At 68.6% G+C, this 19,849-nt stretch carries 22 protein-coding genes; 10 read left to right on the forward strand and 12 right to left on the reverse strand.

Going from position 1 to position 19,849, the window contains the following annotated elements:
• Nucleotides 1-13 precede the first annotated feature (13 nt).
• Nucleotides 14-448, forward strand: coding sequence for an ankyrin repeat domain-containing protein (locus tag ESP70_RS01465; protein WP_149687607.1), 435 nt, complete (start codon nucleotides 14-16; stop codon nucleotides 446-448).
• A gap of 185 nt (nucleotides 449-633) precedes the next feature.
• Here ESP70_RS01465 and ESP70_RS01470 read toward each other — a convergent pair whose 3' ends face one another.
• Nucleotides 634-1,470, reverse strand: coding sequence for an undecaprenyl-diphosphate phosphatase (locus tag ESP70_RS01470; RefSeq protein ID WP_149687608.1), 837 nt, complete (start codon nucleotides 1,468-1,470; stop codon nucleotides 634-636).
• 48 nt (nucleotides 1,471-1,518) lie between these two features.
• Between ESP70_RS01470 and ESP70_RS01475 the strand changes: the two genes are divergently transcribed.
• Together ESP70_RS01475 and ESP70_RS01480 are read left to right on the forward strand one after the other, a co-directional pair.
• Nucleotides 1,519-2,472: an aldo/keto reductase gene (locus tag ESP70_RS01475; protein ID WP_149687609.1), complete on the forward strand. Its 954-nt coding sequence runs from the start codon at nucleotides 1,519-1,521 to the stop codon at nucleotides 2,470-2,472.
• Between the two features lie 11 nt (nucleotides 2,473-2,483).
• Nucleotides 2,484-2,669 carry a DUF5703 family protein gene (locus ESP70_RS01480; RefSeq protein ID WP_149687610.1) on the forward strand — a complete coding sequence of 62 codons (186 nt, stop codon included), beginning with the start codon at nucleotides 2,484-2,486 and terminating at the stop codon, nucleotides 2,667-2,669.
• Nucleotides 2,670-2,673: 4 nt separating this feature from the next.
• On the opposite strand, the gene ESP70_RS01485 is transcribed toward ESP70_RS01480, so the two are convergent.
• A complete protein-coding gene (locus ESP70_RS01485; RefSeq protein ID WP_149687611.1) occupies nucleotides 2,674-3,966 on the reverse strand; it encodes a M20/M25/M40 family metallo-hydrolase in 1,293 nt (430 codons plus the stop codon).
• A gap of 58 nt (nucleotides 3,967-4,024) precedes the next feature.
• Complete coding sequence (locus tag ESP70_RS01490) at nucleotides 4,025-4,432, reverse strand: SRPBCC family protein (protein WP_149687612.1); 408 nt, start codon at nucleotides 4,430-4,432, stop codon at nucleotides 4,025-4,027.
• A 15-nt stretch (nucleotides 4,433-4,447) separates the two neighbouring features.
• On the opposite strand from ESP70_RS01490, the gene ESP70_RS01495 reads away from it, so the two are divergent.
• Both ESP70_RS01495 and ESP70_RS01500 read left to right on the forward strand, forming a co-directional pair.
• The gene (locus tag ESP70_RS01495) at nucleotides 4,448-5,329 is read left to right on the forward strand and encodes an AAA family ATPase (RefSeq protein WP_149687613.1); all 882 of its coding nucleotides are present in this window, start codon (nucleotides 4,448-4,450) and stop codon (nucleotides 5,327-5,329) included.
• On the forward strand, nucleotides 5,326-6,750 hold the full coding sequence (locus ESP70_RS01500; RefSeq protein WP_149687614.1) for a VWA domain-containing protein: 1,425 nt from the start codon (nucleotides 5,326-5,328) through the stop codon (nucleotides 6,748-6,750). Before ESP70_RS01495 ends, ESP70_RS01500 begins: the two co-directional genes overlap by 4 nt.
• A 1-nt stretch (nucleotide 6,751) precedes the next feature.
• Here ESP70_RS01500 and ESP70_RS01505 read toward each other — a convergent pair whose 3' ends face one another.
• Nucleotides 6,752-7,513 carry a 3-hydroxyacyl-CoA dehydrogenase gene (locus ESP70_RS01505; RefSeq protein ID WP_149687615.1) on the reverse strand — a complete coding sequence of 254 codons (762 nt, stop codon included), beginning with the start codon at nucleotides 7,511-7,513 and terminating at the stop codon, nucleotides 6,752-6,754.
• Between the two features lie 111 nt (nucleotides 7,514-7,624).
• Here ESP70_RS01505 and ESP70_RS01510 point away from each other — a divergent pair, with 111 nt between their 5' ends.
• On the forward strand, nucleotides 7,625-8,443 hold the full coding sequence (locus tag ESP70_RS01510; protein ID WP_149687616.1) for a phosphatase PAP2 family protein: 819 nt from the start codon (nucleotides 7,625-7,627) through the stop codon (nucleotides 8,441-8,443).
• A 10-nt stretch (nucleotides 8,444-8,453) separates the two neighbouring features.
• Here the strand turns inward: ESP70_RS01510 and ESP70_RS01515 are convergent, their stop codons facing one another.
• Nucleotides 8,454-9,968, reverse strand: coding sequence for an MFS transporter (locus ESP70_RS01515; protein WP_149687617.1), 1,515 nt, complete (start codon nucleotides 9,966-9,968; stop codon nucleotides 8,454-8,456).
• Between the two features lie 143 nt (nucleotides 9,969-10,111).
• On the opposite strand from ESP70_RS01515, the gene ESP70_RS01520 reads away from it, so the two are divergent.
• Entirely contained in the window at nucleotides 10,112-10,930 is an 819-nt protein-coding gene (locus ESP70_RS01520) for an MBL fold metallo-hydrolase (protein ID WP_149687618.1), read from the forward strand.
• On the opposite strand, the gene ESP70_RS01525 is transcribed toward ESP70_RS01520, so the two are convergent.
• The 3 genes from ESP70_RS01525 to ESP70_RS19935 are packed head-to-tail and all read right to left on the reverse strand — an operon-like array spanning nucleotide 10,927 to nucleotide 12,954.
• Nucleotides 10,927-11,796, reverse strand: coding sequence for an NAD(P)H-hydrate dehydratase (locus ESP70_RS01525; RefSeq protein WP_149687619.1), 870 nt, complete (start codon nucleotides 11,794-11,796; stop codon nucleotides 10,927-10,929). The two genes, ESP70_RS01520 and ESP70_RS01525, sit on opposite strands and share 4 nt — an antisense overlap.
• On the reverse strand, nucleotides 11,780-12,508 hold the full coding sequence (locus ESP70_RS01530; RefSeq protein WP_149687620.1) for a histidine phosphatase family protein: 729 nt from the start codon (nucleotides 12,506-12,508) through the stop codon (nucleotides 11,780-11,782). The genes ESP70_RS01525 and ESP70_RS01530 overlap by 17 nt, the downstream gene beginning before the upstream one ends.
• A 41-nt stretch (nucleotides 12,509-12,549) precedes the next feature.
• A complete protein-coding gene (locus tag ESP70_RS19935) occupies nucleotides 12,550-12,954 on the reverse strand; it encodes a hypothetical protein (protein ID WP_188110433.1) in 405 nt (134 codons plus the stop codon).
• Between the two features lie 131 nt (nucleotides 12,955-13,085).
• Here ESP70_RS19935 and ESP70_RS01540 point away from each other — a divergent pair, with 131 nt between their 5' ends.
• Nucleotides 13,086-13,655 (forward strand): 1-acyl-sn-glycerol-3-phosphate acyltransferase, encoded by a 570-nt coding sequence (locus tag ESP70_RS01540; RefSeq protein WP_149687621.1) that lies wholly within the window; start codon nucleotides 13,086-13,088, stop codon nucleotides 13,653-13,655.
• On the opposite strand, the gene ESP70_RS01545 is transcribed toward ESP70_RS01540, so the two are convergent.
• Both ESP70_RS01545 and ESP70_RS01550 read right to left on the reverse strand, forming a co-directional pair.
• The gene (locus ESP70_RS01545) at nucleotides 13,652-15,052 is read right to left on the reverse strand and encodes a YncE family protein (protein ID WP_246161735.1); all 1,401 of its coding nucleotides are present in this window, start codon (nucleotides 15,050-15,052) and stop codon (nucleotides 13,652-13,654) included. The two genes, ESP70_RS01540 and ESP70_RS01545, sit on opposite strands and share 4 nt — an antisense overlap.
• Before the next feature lie 104 nt (nucleotides 15,053-15,156).
• Nucleotides 15,157-17,205, reverse strand: coding sequence for a DEAD/DEAH box helicase (locus ESP70_RS01550; protein WP_246161737.1), 2,049 nt, complete (start codon nucleotides 17,203-17,205; stop codon nucleotides 15,157-15,159).
• Between the two features lie 119 nt (nucleotides 17,206-17,324).
• Between ESP70_RS01550 and ESP70_RS19940 the strand changes: the two genes are divergently transcribed.
• Together ESP70_RS19940 and ESP70_RS01555 are read left to right on the forward strand one after the other, a co-directional pair.
• Complete coding sequence (locus tag ESP70_RS19940; RefSeq protein ID WP_188110434.1) at nucleotides 17,325-17,471, forward strand: hypothetical protein; 147 nt, start codon at nucleotides 17,325-17,327, stop codon at nucleotides 17,469-17,471.
• 184 nt (nucleotides 17,472-17,655) lie between these two features.
• On the forward strand, nucleotides 17,656-18,723 hold the full coding sequence (locus tag ESP70_RS01555; RefSeq protein ID WP_149687623.1) for a DNA polymerase IV: 1,068 nt from the start codon (nucleotides 17,656-17,658) through the stop codon (nucleotides 18,721-18,723).
• Here ESP70_RS01555 and ESP70_RS01560 read toward each other — a convergent pair.
• The gene (locus ESP70_RS01560) at nucleotides 18,720-19,283 is read right to left on the reverse strand and encodes a dihydrofolate reductase family protein (protein ID WP_149687624.1); all 564 of its coding nucleotides are present in this window, start codon (nucleotides 19,281-19,283) and stop codon (nucleotides 18,720-18,722) included. The genes ESP70_RS01555 and ESP70_RS01560 overlap by 4 nt on opposite strands.
• 93 nt (nucleotides 19,284-19,376) lie before the next feature.
• A complete protein-coding gene (locus ESP70_RS01565; protein WP_149687625.1) occupies nucleotides 19,377-19,793 on the reverse strand; it encodes a DUF1003 domain-containing protein in 417 nt (138 codons plus the stop codon).
• Nucleotides 19,794-19,849 lie beyond the last annotated feature (56 nt).

Below are 19,849 nucleotides of genomic sequence, written 5' to 3' on the forward strand. Positions count from 1 at the left end.
CAAGATCTGTCCCATGTTCAAGAAGCGCGCGAGTTCGGAGCCTGAAGCGGAAGCACCTGATCGCGAAGGTCGCTCCAAGCTCCACTACGCGGCGCTTGAGAACGACGCCGTAGAGGTTCGGCGATGCCTGTCCGCGGGCGAAGACGTCAACGCCGTCGACCGCCAGGGGTTCACACCGATGCACTTCGCCGCGCAACAGCTGGCGGTCGACGCTCTACGGGAACTTGCCGAGGCGGACCCTGACGTGACACTCGCCAACACGTTCGGCAACACAGCCTTGTGGACAGCAGTGTTTGCGGCGAACGCTTCACCGCAGCTCGGCGGCGAGGTTGTTCGCCTACTCATCAGCCTCGGGGCCGATCCTGATCACGTGAACCATGCGGGCAAGAGCCCGAGGGACATGGCCGAGACGCTCGGGCGCGATGAGGTGCTCGAGCACATGCAATAGGTCGGAGTCGGACTGCCGGGGATTGTTCGGGGAAGACAAATGCGTGACCGACGAGCACGCGCCGGAGCTCACCTGGACATACGGGTGGTCATGATCTCGTCGTACGGCTAGCGACCGACGATGAGGATTTGAGGTCGTCCTGGCGACCCAAGTCCCTCAGCGTGCGTCAAGCTGTGCCGAAGCCGTCAGCTCACGGTGACGGTTGACGTCATGACACCCGTCGCGACCAGCGCGAGGACCAGGACGCCGAGGGCGACGCGGTAGACCACGAAGGGCGTGTACGACTTGCGGCTGACGTACTCCAGCAACCAGTGGATCACGGCGAGCCCGACGACGAACGACACGATGGTTGCGACGATCGTGGGACCCGGTCCGTAGGCGTTGGCCTGGCCGGGGATGTCCTTGAGGTTGTAGATGCCGGCGCCGAGCACGGCCGGGATCGCGAGGAGGAAGGCGTAGCGGGTGGCTGCGCGTCGCTCGTAGCCCAGCAGCAGTCCCATGCTGATCGTGCCGCCGGAGCGCGAGACTCCCGGGAACAGCGCGCACGACTGGGCGAGGCCGAACAGGATGGCGTCGCGGGTCGTGAGCTTCTCGATCGGCCGGTTCTTGAGGCCCCAGCGCTCGGCGAAGCCGAGGATCAGGCCGAACACGATCAACGCGACGGCGATGAGCGCGACGCGGCGGAACTCGTGCTTGATCGCGTCCTGGAACAGCAGGCCGAGGATCACGATCGGCACGGAGCCGATGATGACGAACCAGCCCATGCGCCACTCGAGCGCCTCGCGGGCGCTGGCGCTGAACAGGCCGCGGATCCAGCCGGAGGCGATCGTGACGATGTCTCGCCAGAAGTAGATCACCACGGCGAGCTCGGTGCCGATCTGGATCACCGCGGTGAACGCCGCACCCGGATCGTCCCAGCCGAAGAACTTGGGGAAGATCGCGAGATGCGCGCTGCTGGAGATGGGCAGGAACTCTGTCAGGCCCTGAAGGAGACCCAGGACCACGGCACGGAGGAAATCCACTGTGCGAGCCTACCGGGCTGCCTTCACCCGCCCGACTAGCCTTGCGGCATGCAGTATCGCCGCGTTGGTGCATCGGGGCTGGAAGTGTCACGGCTCGCGCTCGGCACCATGACGTGGGGCACGGCTGTCGACGCGTACGACGCAGAGGAACAGCTGTCGACGTTCCTCGACGCAGGCGGCACCTTGGTCGACACGGCGCCGATCTACGGCGACGGCGCGTGCGAGGAGCTCCTCGGCACGTTGATCAACAAGGCCGACGCGCGTGGCCGCATCGTGCTGGCCGGCAAGGCCGGGCTGATCAAGCGCGGCGACCGCATCGATCGCGACAGCTCGCGGCGGACGTTGCTCGACCAGCTGGACCTTTCATTGCGCCAGCTCGGCACGGATCACCTCGACCTGTGGCAGATCCACACGTGGGACGCAGAGACCCCGATCGACGAGACGCTCGGCACGCTCGAGCACGCCGTGCGGACGGGGCGCACGCGCTACGTCGGCATCTCCAACTACAGCGGGTGGCAGACGGCGCTGGCGCACACGTGGCTCGCGGAGCGGGCCGACGCGCTCCCGTTGATCAGCACACAGGTCGAGTACTCCCTCGTACGCCGTGAGGCCGAGGACGAGGTCCTGCCGGCCGCGCGGCACCTCGGCATGGGCGCGCTGGCGTGGTCGCCTCTCGGCCGCGGCGTGCTGACCGGCAAGTATCGCGGCGGCGTGCCCTCCGACTCACGCGCCGCTGATCCCGCGTGGGAGGCGTTCGTCGGGAAGTACCTCACCCCGCAGAAGTCCGCGGTCGTCGAGGCTCTGGCGCGGGCCTCCGAGGGCCTCGACGTCACGATCGCGCACGTCGCTCTCGCCTGGCTGCTCGCCCGGCCCGGAGTTGCCTCGGCGATCGTCGGAGCTCGTACGACTTCACAGCTGCAGGAGAACCTGGCGTCGGAGGACCTCGAGCTGCCGCCCGAGATCGTCCAGGCCCTCGACGACGTGTCGGACAGCGCAAGATGAGAGGTGAGTCAATGATCGAGTACGAGTTCTGGAACCTCACGATCGACCGCACCAAGTCGCGTACGGCCGTGTGCCGCATGCTGACCGACGCTGCGGAATATCAGGGGTGGGAGCTCGACCGATTGCGCAAGGACGACACCGGGCAGCGCACCGTCGTCCTGCGCCGCAAGATCCTCCGCATGCGCAGCACGCTCTGACGCGCTAGATCAGGTTCAGGAACTCGTCGAACACGCGGGAGCCGAACTCCAGTGCGTCGACCGGCACGCGCTCGTCGACGCCGTGGAACAGTGCGGTGAAGTCGAGGTCTGCGGGCAGCCGCAGCGGCGTGAAGCCGTACGACGTGATGCCCAGCTTGTGCCACGCCTTGGCGTCGGTGCCGCCGGACATCAGGAACGGTGCGATGTGCGCGTCGGGGTCCTGGCTGTGCAGCGCCACGGTCATGGCGTCCACGAGGTCGCCCTCGAAGGCGTACTCCAGCGCAGCGTCGGTGATGTGCGTCTCGACCGTCACGTTGGCTCCGACGATCTCCTGGACGGCCGGCAGGAACGAGTCGGCGTGGCCGGGCAGGTAGCGCCCGTCGACGTACGCGATCGCCTCGCCGGGGACGACGTTGTGCTTGTAGCCGGCCTCCAGCATCGTCGCGTTCGTGGTGTTGCGCATGCCTGCGCCGATCATGCGGATCGCCGGGCCGAACTGCTCCAGCAGCTCATCGGCACTGCCTTCCTTGCCGGTGAGCTCACGGACCTTGCCCAGCAGCAGCTCCATCGAGGGTCCGGGCTCGTCAGGCCACTGGTGCTCCCCCAGCGTCACGAGCGCCTGTGCGAGGTGGATGACGGCGTTGTCGTCGTTGCGCATCGATCCGTGGCCGGCGGTGCCGCGCGCCCGCAGGCGCATCCAGGCGATGCCCTTCTCGCCGGACTCGATGAGGTAGAGCCGCTTGCCACCGACCTCGGTCGAGAACCCGCCCACCTCTCCGATGGCCTCGGTGCAACCCTCGAACAGGTCGGGGTGGTGCTCGACCAACCAGTGCGCCCCGAGCACACCGCCGGCCTCCTCGTCGGCGGTGAAGACCAGCGTGATGGGCCGGTCCGGGATCGCACCGGCACGCTGACGCGCGCGTACGACCGACAGGAGCATCGCGTCGAAGTCCTTCATGTCGACCGCACCGCGGCCGTACAGGTAGCCGTCGACGACCTCGGCGGCGAACGGGTCGACCTGCCAGTCACTCCCCCGCGCCGGCACGACGTCGAGGTGCCCGTGGATCAGCAGACCGGGGCGCGGCGAGTCCTGGTTGCCCCACCGGGCGACGAGGCTGGCGCGGCCGGACTCGGACTCGAAGATCTGCGACTCGATGCCGACCTCGGCCAGCGATCCGGCGACGTACTCGGCGGCCTTGCGCTCCCCCGGCCCGGAGTCGTCACCGTAGTTGGAGGTGTCGATCCTGATCAGGTCGCGGCAGATGTCGAGTGCTTCGGATTCCGGCGAGTACCCCATGTGGCGATGGTACGTGTGGGAGTGCGCTCGGCAAGTGGTCCCTGAGCGGGCCGGGGGATCAAGGGCCTGCGGGTGCGAGCAACCGGTCGATCACGCGCGAGAACATCCGTGTGCTCACGGCTCGGGTGAACCCGTCGAACGCCCGGGGCACTCCGCGTACGTGGAGGTCCTCGCGCCACGTCACCCGACTGCCTGCCGGCAGCGCGTCGACCTGCACCTCGGCCCATCCCGTCACGACGCGCCCACGCTTCTCCAGGCGGCAGAACGCTGGCTCCCGCCACTCCACGATCTCCATGCGGTCGTCGAACGTGAGCCGCCAGATGCCCGTACGAGCGATGAATCCGTCGTCGGTGCGGATGATGCGCGTCAGTGGCACGTGTTGACCGTGCTGCTCCCAGTCGGTGAGCCGCCGCCAGGTCTCTTCGGGCGGCAGGTGCACCTCGCGCACGATCTCGAAGAGGGCCACGGCATCATCGTAGGCATGCGCACCATGCCGTTCACCTCGATCGACGACGTCAAGGACAAGCTCGCCGGCGCGGGCTATCTGGCCTCCGACGCCGTGGCGACCACCGTCTTCCTGGCCAGCGAGCTGGGCAAGCCCCTGCTCGTCGAGGGGCCAGCAGGGGTCGGCAAGACCGCCCTGTCGAGCGCGGTCGCCCAGGCGTGCGGAGCCGCTCTCGTACGTCTGCAGTGCTACGAAGGCGTCGACGAGGCGCGGGCGATCTACGAGTGGAACCACGCCAAGCAGTTGCTCCGCATCACGGCGGGCAAGGACGAGACGTGGGACGAGGCGCGCAACGACATCTTCAGCGAGGAGTTCCTGCTCGCCCGCCCCCTGCTCACGGCGATCCGCAACGAGGGCCCGACGGTCCTGCTGATCGACGAGACCGACAAGGCCGACGTCGAGATCGAGGGACTGCTGCTGGAGGTGCTCGGCGACTTCCAGATCACGGTGCCCGAGCTCGGCACGATCACCGCCACGAGCCGGCCGTTCGTCGTGCTGACGTCGAACGCGACCCGTGAGCTCTCCGAGGCCCTCCGCCGCCGCTGCCTGTTCCTGCACATCGATTTCCCCGACGCCGAGCTCGAGCAGGCGATCGTACGTCTGAAGGTGCCCGAGCTGGACGCGACGCTCGGTGACTCCCTCGTGCGGGTCATCAACGCCCTGCGGACCATGCCGCTGCGCAAGGCTCCGTCGGTCTCGGAGACGATCGACTGGGCTCGTACGCTCGTGGCCCTCGGCGCCGACATCCTCGACGACCAGGTCGTCAAGGAGAGCCTCGGCGTGATCCTCAAGCATCAGGACGACCTCGAGAAGGCCACCGCGCGCCTCGACCTCGACGAGGTGCTCGGCGCGTCATGAGCACGACACGAGTCGGTGAGCCGGAGGCGCAGGACGTCGCCGGCCGACTCGTCGAGTTCGTCACGGCGCTGCGCTCCAAGGGCATACCGGCCGGCACCAGCGAGACGGTCGACGCCGCAGCGGTCGTCGAGGTGCTGGGCATGAGCGACCGGCCGCAGCTCCGCGAGGGCCTCGCGTCGGCACTCGTGCGCCGTGGCGGCCAGCGCGACGTGTTCGACATGACGTTCGACCTCTTCTTCCCCGCCGGTGTCGGTGCACCGCAGGCGGCACGGGAGACCGACGAGGACTTCGATCTCGACGACCTGCGGGACCTCTTGGCCATGGCGTTGGCCGAGAACGACCTGCGGGCGCTGGAGCAGGTGGCCGAGATCGCCGTCGACCTGCTCGGCGGGGTCGGCACCGAGGGCACGCCGACGGGCGGGTGGTCGGCGTACCAGACCCTGGAGCGGCTGAGGCCGCAAACACTGCTGGTGCAGGCGCTGGGGCAACGCGGTGAGGGCGGCGGCGGTCAAGGCCAAGGGCAGGGCGGCAGTCAGGGGCAGGGCGGCGGGTTCACCGACCGCCTCGAGCGCGACGAGGTGCGCACCAACATCGACCGCTTCCGCGCGATGGTCGCGAGCGAGGCTCGCCGCCGGACCGCCGAGCTGCGTGGGCGTGAGGTCGTGACCCGGCACGCGGTCCGTACGGGCAGTGATCGCATCGACTTCCTCAGCGCCAATCAGCAACAGCTCGAGGAGCTCAGCCGCATCGTCAGACCGCTGTCGCGCAAGCTCGCCACCCGGCTGGCTGCACGCCGTCGCAAGGCCAACCGCGGGCGCATCGACATCCGTCGCACGCTGCGCCGGTCGATGTCGACCGGCGGCGTGCCGATCCGCCCGGTGTACGCCAAGCCGCACCCGTCCCGGCCCGAGCTCGTCCTGCTCTGCGATGTGTCAGGTTCCGTGTCGGGGTTCTCGAGCTTCACGATGCATCTCGTGCAGGCACTGAGCGGCCAGTTCAGCAAGGTGCGGGTGTTCGCGTTCGTCAATGCCATGGCCGAGGTGACCGACCTCGTCAAGGACGGCGGCGACGACCTCGCGAGCCGGATCGCCCGCGAGGCCCGCATCACCAAGTGGCACACGAGCAGCGACTACGGCGAGGCGTTCGCCGACTTCCACGCCGACCACATGACGGCGATCGGCCCGCGCACCGCCGTGCTGGTGCTCGGCGATGCTCGCAACAACAACCAGGACCCCAACCTCGGCGCGCTCCACGCGATCAACCAGCGCGCGAGGCGTACGTTCTGGCTCAACCCCGAGCACTCGATGCGCTGGGGCCTCGGCGACTCGATCGCGCCGACGTACGCCGACGTGGTCGAGATGCACGAGTGCTGCAACGTCGATCAGCTGACGAAGTTCATCACCCGGCTGCTGCCGGTCTGAGTCAGCGCGGTGCCATGCGGATCGCGCCGTCGAGGCGGATCGTCTCGCCGTTGAGCATGGGGTTGGCCACGATGTGCGCGGCGAGGGCACCGTACTCGGCCGGGTCGCCCAGGCGACTCGGGTGCGGGACCTGCTTGCCCAGCGACGCCCGGGCGTCCTCGGGCAGCGACGCGAGCAGCGGGGTGTCGAACAGGCCCGGTGCGATCGTCATGACGCGGATGCCGATCGATGCGAGGTCGCGGGCGATCGGCAGCGTCATGCCCACGACGCCACCCTTGGAGGCCGAGTAGGCGGCCTGGCCCATCTGCCCGTCGAACGCGGCGACCGAGGCGGTGTTGATGATGACGCCGCGCTCCTCGCCGACCGGCTCGAGCGCGGCGATGCGGGCGGCGGCCAGGCGCAGGACGTTGAACGTGCCGATCAGGTTGATCTCGATGATGCGCTGGAACTTGTCGAGCGGGTACGGGCCCTGCTTCCCGACGGTCTTGATGGCATCGCCCGTCCCGGCGCAGTTGACGGCGACACGGAGGTCGCCGAGCTCGGCCGCCACGTCGAGTGCCTCGTTGACGGCTGCCTCGTCGCGGACGTCTGCGGCGGCGAAACGCACGACGTCGCCAAGCCGCTCAGCGACATCCGCGCCGGGTGAGCCGGGAAGGTCGAGGACGACAACCTTGGCGCCGGCTTCGACGAGTGCCTCGACGGTCGCGAGGCCCAGCCCTGAGGCGCCACCGGTGACGAGGGCGACGGAGTTCTTCACATCCATGAACGGTCCTTTTCCTGATTCCTGGCACTGATTGATCCAGAGTCGGCCCCTACGATCCCACAGGCGTCCGTAAGATCATCTCGTGATCCGTGCGACAACCCGTCAGCTCCCATGAGCTGGGCGACCTGGGACCAGGCCGCCATCGCCTCGGCGGCGAGCCTCATCGCCTGGCTGCTCCTCCGGATGCTGCCCGCCAACCGGGTGCGCAACGCCTTGCTGCCGGCGTTCAGCGAGTTCGCCCTGATCTCGGCGCTCTACTCGGTCTGGCGACTGGCCCGCGAGCTGCCGTTCACGCACCCCGAGGGCGCCATGGAGCGCGCCGAGGCGATCGATCGCCTGCAGAACTTCCTGCACCTGCCGACCGAGATCTCGATGCAGCACTTCGTGGTGCACTACGACTGGCTCGCCGCGGCGACCAACGACTACTACGCGACGGTGCACGTGCCGGCGCTGCTGATCTTCCTCGTGTGGTTGTTCATCCGGCACCGCGACCAGTATCCGCACTGGCGCAACGGGCTGGCCGGGCTCACGGCGTTCTGCCTCGTCATCCGCTTCATCCGCGTGGCGCCGCCCCGGTTCGTGCAGGATCTCGGCTTCGTCGACCTGTCGGACAAGCACGGATTCGACGTCTATGGCGACGTCGGCACCGGCATCTCCGACCAGTTCGCCGCGATGCCGTCGATCCACGTCGGCTGGGCTGCAGTCGTCGCGCTCGGCGTGTTCTCGGTGACGACGAGCAGATGGCGGTGGTTGATCGTGCTGCACCTGCCGGTCACGATCTTCGTGGTGGCGGCAACCGGGCACCACTGGTGGCTCGACGGCTTCGTCGCCATCGCGCTGCTCTGGGTGTCGCTGAGGGCCGACACGTACGTGCGGGAGCGGCTGGCACGGCGCAAGGAACTCGTCCCTGAGGTCGCGCCAGCCGCCTAGCCCAGGGCGATCAGCCCGGCGCGACGACGTCGGCCGGCACGTCCTCCTTCTTGGCGTTCATCACGAACACCGCCACCAGCAACGACACCGTCAGCAGCATCGCGCCCCAGAAGAATGCGACGTGATAGCCGTGGACCAACGCGTTGCCGGGCGCGGCCTTGGGCGACTCGCTGAGGTGATCCGCGAGGTAGGCCGTGACCGCGCCGGCATACAGCGTGTTGAGCAGGGCCGTGCCCAGCGAGCCGCCGACCTGCTGCGACGTGTTGAGCAGCGCGCTCGCTACGCCCGCGTCGTGGGTGCCGATGCCGACGAGTGAGGTGCTCGACGCCGTGATGAAGACGCCCGCCATGCCGATGCTCATGAGCAGCAGCGACGGCAGGACGTATCCCCAGTAGGACGTGTCGGCGGTGATCTGCGTCAGCATCAGCATGCCGACGATGGCCAGCGCCAGACCCGGGATCATGATTGGCATGGGCCCAATGCGTGGCAGCAGGTTGGACACGAACCCGGCCGCGCCGATGACGCCCAGGCTGAACGGCAGGAACGCGAATCCTGACTCCAACGGCGTGTAGCCCATCGTGATCTGGAAGTAGAACGTCATGAACAGGAACATCGCGAACAGGCCCGCGCCGACGAAGAAGAACACCAGGTAGGAGCCGCCGCGGTTGCGGTCGAGCGCGACCCACAACGGCAGCAGAGGTGTGCTGGTGCGGCGCTCCCAGACGACGAACGCGATCAGGAGCACGACGGCGATCGCCAGGAACGTGATCGTCGACGGGTCGGTCCAGCCCTGGACCTCCGTGCTCTTGCCCGGGTCCTTGAGCTTGGCGGCCTGCGTGAAGCCGTAGACCAGCGACACGAGACCGAGGGACACCAGGACCGCACCGGGGATGTCGTACTTGGTGTTGCCGTGGGCCTTGCTCTCCTTGACGACTCGCACTGCAGCGAGGGCCGTGACGAGGGCGATCGGGACGTTGACGCCCAGGCACCAGCGCCACGAGGCGTACTCGGTCAGCACACCGCCGACGATCAGGCCGATCGCCGCACCTCCGCCGGAGATCGCGCCGAAGACACCGAACGCGGTGGCGCGCTCCTTGGGCAGCGTGAACGTCACCGAGATCAGCGAGAGCGCAGCCGGTGCCAGGAGCGCGGCGAACGCGCCCTGCAGACCTCTCGCGGCGTAGAGCAGGCCGGCGGTCGACGCGACTCCGCCCAGCGCGGAGGCGCCCGCGAACCCGATCAGGCCGATGATGAAGGTGCGCTTGCGGCCGGTGTAGTCAGCGATGCGTCCGCCCAGGAGCAGCAGGCCGCCGAACGCGAGCGTGTAGGCCGTGACGACCCACTGCCGGTCGGCGTCGGTGATGTTGAGGTCCTGTTGCGCCGATGGCAGCGCGATGTTGACGATCGAGGCGTCGAGGATGATCATCAGCTGCGCCACGGCGATCACGCCGAGCGCGAGCCAGCGCTTGGGGTCGAGCGGCTCGGACGGTGCTCCCGAACCGGTGGTGGGGATGCTGTCGGACATGGGTTTCTCCCTGCAGATGGAGGGGATTTCCGAGGTGAAGCTGGATACCGACGAGCGTAGTGGCGGGATCGGACACAATTCGATGGTTCGTGCGAATCAATTGGCCCCGGTGCGCGCGGTCCGCCGTGTTCTACCGTGGGCCCATGAGCGACTTCTGGATCTGTCAGACCTGCGCCGTGGAGCACGCCGAGCAGGTGGACGTGTGCGCGATCTGCGCCGACGAACGGCAATGGGTGCCCGCTGAGGGGCAACTGTGGACGACCCTGGACGAGCTGACCGCAGGCGGCCATCGCGCCGAGATCGCTGACCTCGAGCCGGATCTGCACGCGATCACGACGACACCCTCGACGGGCATCGGCCAGCAGTCCAAGCTCCTGCGCACGTCCGCGGGCAACCTGCTGTGGGACCCGGTCGGCTACGTCGACGGCGACATCGCCGACCGCGTACGTGCGCTGGGCGACGTACGCGCGATCGTGGCGAGCCACCCGCACATGTACGGCGTGCAGGTCGAGTGGAGCCACCTGCTCGGCGGCGCTCCGGTCCTGGTCGCCGAGGCCGACCGCGAGTGGGTCGCGCGCCCCGATCCGGTCATCGAGACGTGGTCCGGCGACCTCGAGGTCCTGCCGGGCGTCACCCTGAGCCAGCCCGGCGGTCACTTCCCCGGCAGCGCTGTCGCACATTGGCGGGCCGGGGCGGAGGGACGTGGAGTCCTGCTGACGGGCGACACGATCTTCGCCAACCCTGACCGGACGTCGGTCAGCTTCATGCGGAGCTATCCCAACCGGTTGCCTCTCTCGGGAGCCGTCGTGAAGCGCGTGGCCGAGCACGTCGACCGGTTCGACTACGACCGGCTCTACGGCAACTTCGACAACGCGATTGCCGCGGACGCCAGGGCGATCGTGCGCCGTTCAGCGGAGCGGCACGCCGCGTGGGTCAACGGCGACTTCGACCACCTCACCTAGACCATCGCGATGGTGGCGGCGACCTCGTCGACGAGCTCGCGCGCGAGATAGCCCGTGCGCCCCATCCGGGGGACGAGCCGTTGTCCCGCCATGGCGTGCACGTACGTCCCCCAGCACGCCGCCTGCGCGGGTTCGGCTCCACGCGCCAGCAGGCCGGCCATGATGCCCGCTAGGACGTCGCCGCTGCCGGACGTACCGAGGCCGATGTCGGCGTTCTCGTCACGCCACGCTCCCCCGCCGGGCTCGGCCACGTGACCGTAGAGCGAGACCACCGCGCCGAAGCGCTCCGTCACAGCCGCTGCCTCCGCGTCGAGGTCGTCGCCGGGATCCCGGCCCAGCAGGCGTCCCGCTTCGTGCACGTTGGGCGTCAGGACCGTCGTCGGCGCGTGCTTGCCGAGCAGGTCCGGGTGCTCACCAAGAGCGCCCAACGCGTACGCGTCCACGACGAGTCTCGCGTCGCTGGAGACGGCGTCGACGACTCGTCGCACGATGGCGGCGGTCTGTTCGGGATCATCGAGGCCTGGACCGATCGCCACCACGTCCGCATGAGCGGCGAGCTCGAGCAGGTGCTCCGGCACGTCGCCCTCGACGGAGCCGCCGTCCGTGGTCGGCAGCCCGACGACCTTCGCCTCGGGGACGGCGATGCTCAGCGCTTGCGCGTTGTCGTCCGTGGTCGCGAGCTGCAGGCGGCCGGCACCCGCGCGCAGAGCCGATGTGCCAGCCAGCAGCACCGCTCCCGGCGTGAAGCGCGATCCGCCGACGACGAGCACGGTCCCGCGCGCTTCCTTGCCGCCGTCGGGCTCAGGGAGCGGCCAGTCACGCAGCAGCTGCGGCGTGATGACCTGGGCGTCAGACGGCCGGGGCATCGATGCCCTCCTCGGCCGTCGGGTGCGCCGCATCGTCCTGCTGGAGGTGCTGGACGTCGTTGAAGCGCTCGTTGACCCACTCGCCGTCCCACCGCCAGCTGCTGATCGAGCAGTTGGCGATCGGCGACTTCTTGGCGCTCGACATGAGCTCCTCCTCGTCGAGGCCCTCCAGGACGTACCGGAACAGCGAGACGACGGCATCGTGGGCGATGAACAGGACGCGTTGCTCAGGGTGGTCCTCGGCGACGTCACGCAGGAGGCTACGGAGGCGCAGCAGGACGTCGGCCCACGACTCGCCACCGGGCGGGCGGTAGTAGAACTTGCCCAGCCGCTGACGCCGCTCCGACTCCTCCGGGAACTTCGAACGGATCCCGTGGACCGTGTGGAGGTCGAGCACGCCGAGCTCCCGGTCGCGCAGCCGCTCGTCACGCACGGTGGGGATGTCGAGTCCCTCGAGCGCGATCTCGGCAGTCTGCTTGGTTCGCAGGTACGGCGACACGATGACGACGTCGGGCCGCTCTTCGTCGGACAGGTCGTCGAGCCAGCCCGCCACCGCCTGCGCCTGCTTCTCACCGGTGTCGGACAGCGGCACATCGGCGTCGCGTTCCGCGATGTCGATCAGGTCCGAGCCCTTCTCCTCCGCGGTCGCCGCCGCGACATTCCCGACGCTCTCGCCGTGCCTGATGATGCCGATCCACTCGAGCTGATGCATGGAGTGGCCCTAGCCGTCGGCCCGGCGGGCAATGCGTGAGCTCATGCTCGCAGGTCGTCCTTGGACACGTTCGTCGTCACCTCAGGACCGGTGCTGTGGACGACGGGATCGGCATCGACCGGGGCACGATCCTCGTTGAGCGCAGCCGCAGGCTTCTTCGGCGCCGACCTCGTGGCGGCACTCTTCTTGGCGGCCGCTCGCTTCGCCTGCGCCTTCTTGGCCGGCATCGTGTTGGTCGTGGCCCTCTTGGTCGTCGTGGTCGGCGACGGCGGCTGGCGGACCGGCTCGGTCTTGATCCGCGGCGACGGATCCTGCTCCGGGCTGCCTTGATGGTCCGGCAGGACCCGCTTGACGACGGCACCGGCTCCGCGCAGCCCGCCGCGGACGACTCCGCCGGCCACGTGCTGGGCGATCGAGACAGGGGTGTGCAGGATCTTCGGGATCACAGGTGGTGCTCCGTTCGGTCGGTGGGAGTGACGATCCGTTCGTACCCTTCCGACGCGCTGTCACACGTATGCCGTGCCGCCCACCCGCCCTGGCGGTCCCCGACCCGATGGCGCACCCATAGGATCGCGGGATGATCCGCCAGCGACTCGCCCGCTTCATCGTCCGCCGTGCGGGCTACGAGATGGTCGGCGAGGTGCCCGAGACCGGCATCCTCGTGGGCGCTCCGCACACGTCCAACTGGGACTTCGTGACGATGCTCCTCGTGATGTGGCACGACGGCGCTCATCCGCGGGTCCTGGTCAAGAAGCAACTGTTCCGCGGTCCGCTCGGCTGGTTGCTGCGCCGCTTCGGCGGCGTCCCCCTCGACCGCGACAACGCCTCGGGTGTCGTCAGCGACTTGGTCGAGGAGTCCCGCAACGGTGAGCCGTTCCGCCTGATCATCGCTGCCGAGGGCACCCGGACCAAGGGCGACTACTGGAAGTCGGGGTTCCTGCGAATCTCCCGCGAGACCGGTCTGCCGATCACGCTTGCGTTCTTCGACCCGCCGACCAAGACGATGGGCTTCGGGCCCACGTTCCACCCGTCCGACGACGTCAAGGCCGACATGGACCTGGTACGGGCGTTCTTCGCCGACAAGCACGGCATCAAGCCGGCGAACGCGACCGAGCCCCGGCTGCGGGACGAGACGCGCGCGCCCTAGGACGCCAGGTCTGCCGCCAGCGCCTCCGGGACGTACCCGTGGCGTATGCGCTGGGGGTGGTCGCCGACCGGCAGGTAGGCGATCTCCTGCTTGGTGTTGGTGTCGATCACCGCGACCGAGTCCGCCTCGCTCAGCGAGATCCAGCAGGTGTCGTTCAGGCTTTCGGTCGTCCAGTACGGCTTGCCGTACGAGTGGCCGGTCGTCTCGGTGTCGAAGATCGTGAAGTCGCCCGAGGCGCGGTCGACGAGCGCCGCGTAGTCGTCCATCGTCCCGGCCGCGCACAGCGTCGTGCCGGCCGCGTTGATCGACAACCCATGGTGAGCCGAGTCGTTGACGTACTGCTCGCGTGGCATCGTCGGAACCCGGTTGGGCAGCGGGATCACGCGCTTGACGGCGCCGACACGCGGCTCGGCGATGCCGCCTGCCGTGTAGCCGACCTTGCCGTCGATGTCGGGCGCTTGGGTGTCGAACTCCACCAGGCCGTGGAAGAAGGACACCTGGAAGTAGATGAACCGCTCGCCGGGGGCGACCGCCATCGGGCGTACGGCAGAGCTCATGCCGGGATGACCTGCCTCGGCGAGCTCTTTGCCGATGTCCCAGCGCTGCTTCACGGCGAAGCTGGCGTTGTCGACAACCTGGAACCAGCGATCTCCCTTGATCGTGTTGTGCACCAGGCTCAGGTCGAGCGATCCGAGGCTCGTCGAATCGCCCGGGAGGTAGACCCGGCCGATCGACGCGTGGAAGATCCGCGAGCCGTCCTTGCTGTACGTGTTCTCGTGCGGTGTCTCCCCTGAGACGAACGTCCGCAGGCGCTGGCCCATCGTGATGGTCTTGCCGCCGACGACCTCGTCGACCATGGAGTACTCGATGACCTGGCGGCTCATGGAGTCCGAGACCACCAACCGGCGCCCATCCGGCGACAACCCCATGTGGTCCGTACGGTGGCCGTCCATCTGCTCCTCGTGGACGATGCTGTTGGGTTCGCCCGCGACGGCCTTGGCGATGTCGATCCACACCACGTCGGCGAAGCTCGGCCGCGACACCGCCAGGTACTTGCCGTCGTTCGTCGTGAACATGTCGTCGACGTACTGGTCGTGGCCCTCACCCGGTCCGGCCTGCACGACGAGGTAGAACACGAGCTTGACGGGGTTGGTCCGGATGTCGTTGAGCTCCTGCGTCTTGTCGGGGATCAGGTTGATGCCGGACTTCAACATCTCGCGGGTGTTCGCGTCGACGATCGACGCGGTGCCCTGCCAGTTGTTGCCGACGAACATCACGTCGCGCAGCCCCGGAGCCACCGTGGCGACCTCAGGCGTGGCAGCGGTGGCCGGCGGCACGCTCAACAGGGTGGCGGCGACAGCCAGGACGGCCGAACCGATCGACAGGGCACGCTTCATGGCTGCTCCTTGCACGTGAGGCCCCGCGAACGTACGGGGTATCGCGTCGTCACCCGAGCTCCGACATGGACTGCTGCAGGTTCAACGACCCTGAGCGGCAGGCGTCACGTGTCCTGTTGCTGCTCCAGGGCGTCGGTGAGGAGTCCAACGAGCGCCTCGAGCTGCATGTCCGCCGATGCCGAGACCTCGTCGTCCGAGCCGTCGAGCGCCCTGGCGGCGAGTCCGGCCTTGCTGTCGAGGAGCTCCACGATGCGGGTGTCGATCGTCTGCGAGGCGATGATGCGCCACGCGGTGACAGGCTCGTCCTGGCCGATGCGGTGGACACGGTCGATCGCCTGGGTCTGCTCGGCGTCGGTCCACGACAGCTCGGCCAGCACCATGTTGGACGCGACCTGGAGGTTGATGCCCACGCCTGCGGCCGACAGCGAGCAGACCACGACCGCGACCTCGGGGTCGTCGACGAACGCGTCGATGTTGCGCTGGCGCACCTTGGGCGTCTGGTTGCCCCGGATCGACGAGTAGCGGATGCCGCGCCGTTCGAACGTCTCCTCGGCGAGGTCCATCACGTCGACGTGCTTGGCGAAGAAGACGACCTTGCCGACGTTGCGCGCGAGCTGCGCGGTGTAGTCAGCCGCGAGGCCGGCCTTGGCCTGGCCGATGCGCCGCATCATCGTGAAGACGTTCTCGTCGGTCTTGCCCGAGCTCTCGTCGCGCTCCCAGCCGGCCACCCGGCGGACGAGCTCGTGGTCGATGCCCTCGACCGTGATGCCGGACGTACGGTTGGCGAGCGCGCTCTCGTAGCGCTTGACGAGCCGCTGGGCGAGCACGCGTTCGGCCTCGCGGATCGACCGGCCGGCCTCGTCGTCGAGCTCCACCGGGAGGTCGGCGATGCGACGGGCGGGGATGTCGGACGCGACGTCGACCTTGCGGCGACGCACGATGCCCATGTCGATGACGCGTGAGCGGGCCGCGGCATAGAAGCCGGGGTCGATCGGCGTGAGACCGGTCTCCTCGAGCGAGCGCATGAGCTCGGCACGCGGCTTCTTGTCGTCGATCCAGCCGAGGAACTGCCAGATCGCGCGGAAGTCGTCGATGTCGTTGATCAGCGGGGTGCCCGTCAGGGCCATCATCAGCGGTCGCACCGTGCGGGCCCGGATGCGCTCCGACAGCTGCAGCACGTGCTGGGACCGCTGGGAGGACTTGTTCTTGATGAAGTGCGCCTCGTCGAGCACCATGCCGCGGAACCCGAGGTCACCCAACCAGCCGACGTGGCGGTCGAGGACCTCGTAGTTGACGATCACGATGTCGGCGAAGCCATCGATCGTGTGGCCGTCGCCGTGGATCACGGTGGAGGGCCGGTTGGGCGTCCAGAGCTCCGCCTCACGTGCCCAGTTGGTCTTGACGACGTTGGGCACCACGACGAGCAGCGGATAGGCGTTGGCAGCCTGGGCGGCGAGCAGCGCCTGTGCCGTCTTGCCCAGCCCGGGCTCGTCGGCCAGCAGGAACGTCCGGTGCCCGTCCTCGGCGGCGGCGATGACCTCGGCCTGGTGACGCATCAGCTCCAGCCCGACCGGCACCTTGGTGTCCGAGGGCTCCGGGAGCGCCATGCAGGCCTTGGACCCGCCGGCAGCGCGTTCGAACGCCGAGAACAGCGGACCGAGGAGCTCCCAGGTGGCGAGGCGCTGCGTCTGCGGCTTGGCGGCCTGCGCGGCCTCGAAGTCGGGCGGCAGGAACGGGTTGGCGAGCTGGCGCGAGACGACGGACTGCGGCACCACACGACGCTCGACCGGCGCGGCGACGGTGGTCTCCTCCGTCTCTGCGGCAGCCTCTGGCGTCTCCTCGACGCCGGCGGCCTGCAGCATGTCGTGCTTGAGCACGATGGCGGCGTCGGACACCTCGGCGTCCTCGGCCAGAAGCGAGAGGAGCGACGTGTCGCGAGCGGCGGTCTGCGCGAGGATCGTGCCGATCCCGTCGAGCCGTTTGAGCTTCTCTGCGCGCTGGGGCTCGGTCAAGGCGCCGTCGGCCTTGGCGCGGGTGCGCTCCTCACGAGCCAGGAGCGCGACGACCTGGAACTTGGTGCGGGTCGACGGCGACACACGGCCACGCTGGGCGCCGGCCTCGACCTCGCGTACGGCGCGGGCGAGCACCGACATGATGCCGTCATTGCCGACGCGAGCACGGCGCTGTGGTGCGGAACGGGTCGTCCCCGTCTGCCGCTGGCCTCTTCTGGCCAAGGTTCCTCCTCCGAAAGCCCGGCACGATGGTCGTGGCGATGCTGCAACGCCGCATCCGGGCATCGACCCGGGTCAGCGCCGACGAGCCCTGCCGGATCGTGGCCAATGGCCCGGTCACGTCGGGACTCGCTACTACCGATCGACAGGAGCGATCGGGCTGGTGCAACGCCCGCCTCGTGGAGTGATCCGGCCTGGAGCCGGTGCCACGGAACCGATCGTCGAGCGACGTACTCGTTCGACGAGCAGCGGTGCGGGGTTTGTTACGCGTTCCACTTTACTCGCATCCCGGGGCCACGCGCAGCCGACTCACCCATCGGGCACCGAAGACGCATCCTCGACCACGCCGACGTGATCCGGCAGGGTGAGGACATGAGCTGGGTGTTGCACGTCGACATGGACCAGTTCATCGCTGCCGTGGAGATCCAGCGTCGGCCCGAGCTGGCCGGTATGCCCGTGGTGGTCGGCGGCCGCGGCGACCCGAGCGAGCGGGGCGTGGTCTCGACCGCGTCCTACGAGGCGCGGCAGTTCGGGGTCGGCTCGGGCATGCCGTTGCGCATCGCGAAGCGCAAGTGCCCGGACGCCGTCTTCCTCCCGGTCGACGGGCCGGCGTACGAAGCGGTGTCCGAGACGGTCATGGCCACGCTGCGTTCGCTGAGCTGGGGTGGCGTGCCGGTTCAGGTGCAGGTCATGGGCTGGGACGAGGCGTTCGTGGGACCGGGACCCGGACACGGTGACCTCGGTGCACCGGAGGCCATGGCGGCGCTCGTGATGGACTCGGTGCTCGCCGCCACCGGCCTGCACTGCTCGGTCGGAATCGGCGACAACACACTGCGCGCCAAGAACGCCACCGACTTCGGCAAGCCCCGCGGGACGTACACCCTGACGGCCGCGAACTGGCTCGAGGTGATGGGCGACCGCCCCACCCGCGCGTTGTGGGGCATCGGCAGCAAGACCGCCGCCAAGCTGGCTGCGCTCGAGCTCGAGACGGTCGCGCAGCTGGCGGCGAGTGACCCCTCCGTGCTGGCCGCCGAGCTCGGCCCGACGATGGGTCCCTACTATCGCGGACTGGCGACCGGCGACTCCGCGCAACCGCTCGACCCCGAGCCATATGTTCCCCGCGCTCACGGGCGCGAGACGACATTCCAGACCGACCTCGACGACTGGGACGCCATCGCCGAAGAGGTGCGCGCGTTGACCGTGCGCGTGCTCGAGGACATCGATGCGGAGGGCCGTCCCGCTGCACGCGTCGGCCTCAAGATCCGGTTGGCCCCGTTCATCACCGTGACCCGCAGCCTGACGCTGCCGGCTCCGACGAACGACCGCCAGGCCCTGAGCAATGCCGCGGTCTCGCTGCTCGACCGCCTCGAGCCCGACCAGCGCGCGCGGCCGGTCCGGCTCTTGGGCGTACGGCTCGAGATGACCCCGCCGAGCGCCTAGCGGACGACGTCGTACACCTGCTTCTGGATGCCGTTGGAGTAGGTCTGCTGCTCCACGAGCCTCAGCATCGTCTTGTCCCGGTCGGCGCCGCTGAACAGACGCTTCCCGGCTCCAAGCAGCACGGGGAACACCAGAAGGTTGTAGCGGTCGATCAGGCCGGCATCGGCCAGGTTCCGGATCAGCGTCGCGCTGCCCGGGATCGCAATCGGTCCCCCGTCCGTCTGCTTGAGCTCGGCGACGTCGCCGAGCGAACGCAGGATCGTCGCCGGCCAACGCGGATCGTCCTGCTCGAGAGTCGTCGAGACGACGTAGCGCGGCATCGCGTTGTACCCGGCGAACTCCTCCATCGAGGGCCACACCGGCGCGAACGCCTCGTACGACGTACGGCCCATCACGAGGGCCGAGGTCTCTTCCTGCTCCTGGCCCTTGCCCTCGTAGACCGCGGGATCAAGCTCGATGTCCCGGAACGTCCATCCGGCATTGCGATAACCGGGCTCGCCACCGGGCGCCTCCACGACGCCGTCGAGGGACATGAAAGCGCTGACGATGAGATCACGCATGATGCGAACTCCTTCTGAGGTGTGAGGAACTTTCACCCTGTCCACGAACGATGGACGCCGCATACGACACCACAACACGAGATTTCTTCGTGATCAGCCCGAACGCGGGGCCTCGTCGATGACCCGACGGTGCAGCTCGGTCGTCAGCACGTGGATCTCGCGGGTGAGGTCGGTGTTGGTCTTGAGCTCCAGCTCCTGCTCGACGAAGTCGTGCTCGGCCTTGATCTTCTGGAACTCCGCCTGCCGGTTCTGGCCGATCATCACGAACGTCGACAGGAAGATCGCCTCGAGCGACACGACGAGCGTGAGCGTCGGCCACGGGTTCGACTCGACCCACAGCATCCACGCGACGAACACCGCGGCATGGAGGTAGACGAACGGCATCGAGCCGGCGAACGACGTGATGGCGTCGGCCACCCGCAGCTGGACGTTGTCGATCCTGCTCTGATGGAACGCCACGACCGCCGGGTGGCGAGGTGCTGACGTGGTGCTCGGGGTCTGATCGGTCATGGCGTTTCTCCTGGGGTTCGTGCCTTCTCGAAGTATGTCCCCTGGATGTCTGCCGG

This window comes from Aeromicrobium ginsengisoli (assembly GCF_004134905.2).
GTDB classification, from domain to species: domain Bacteria; phylum Actinomycetota; class Actinomycetes; order Propionibacteriales; family Nocardioidaceae; genus Aeromicrobium; species Aeromicrobium ginsengisoli.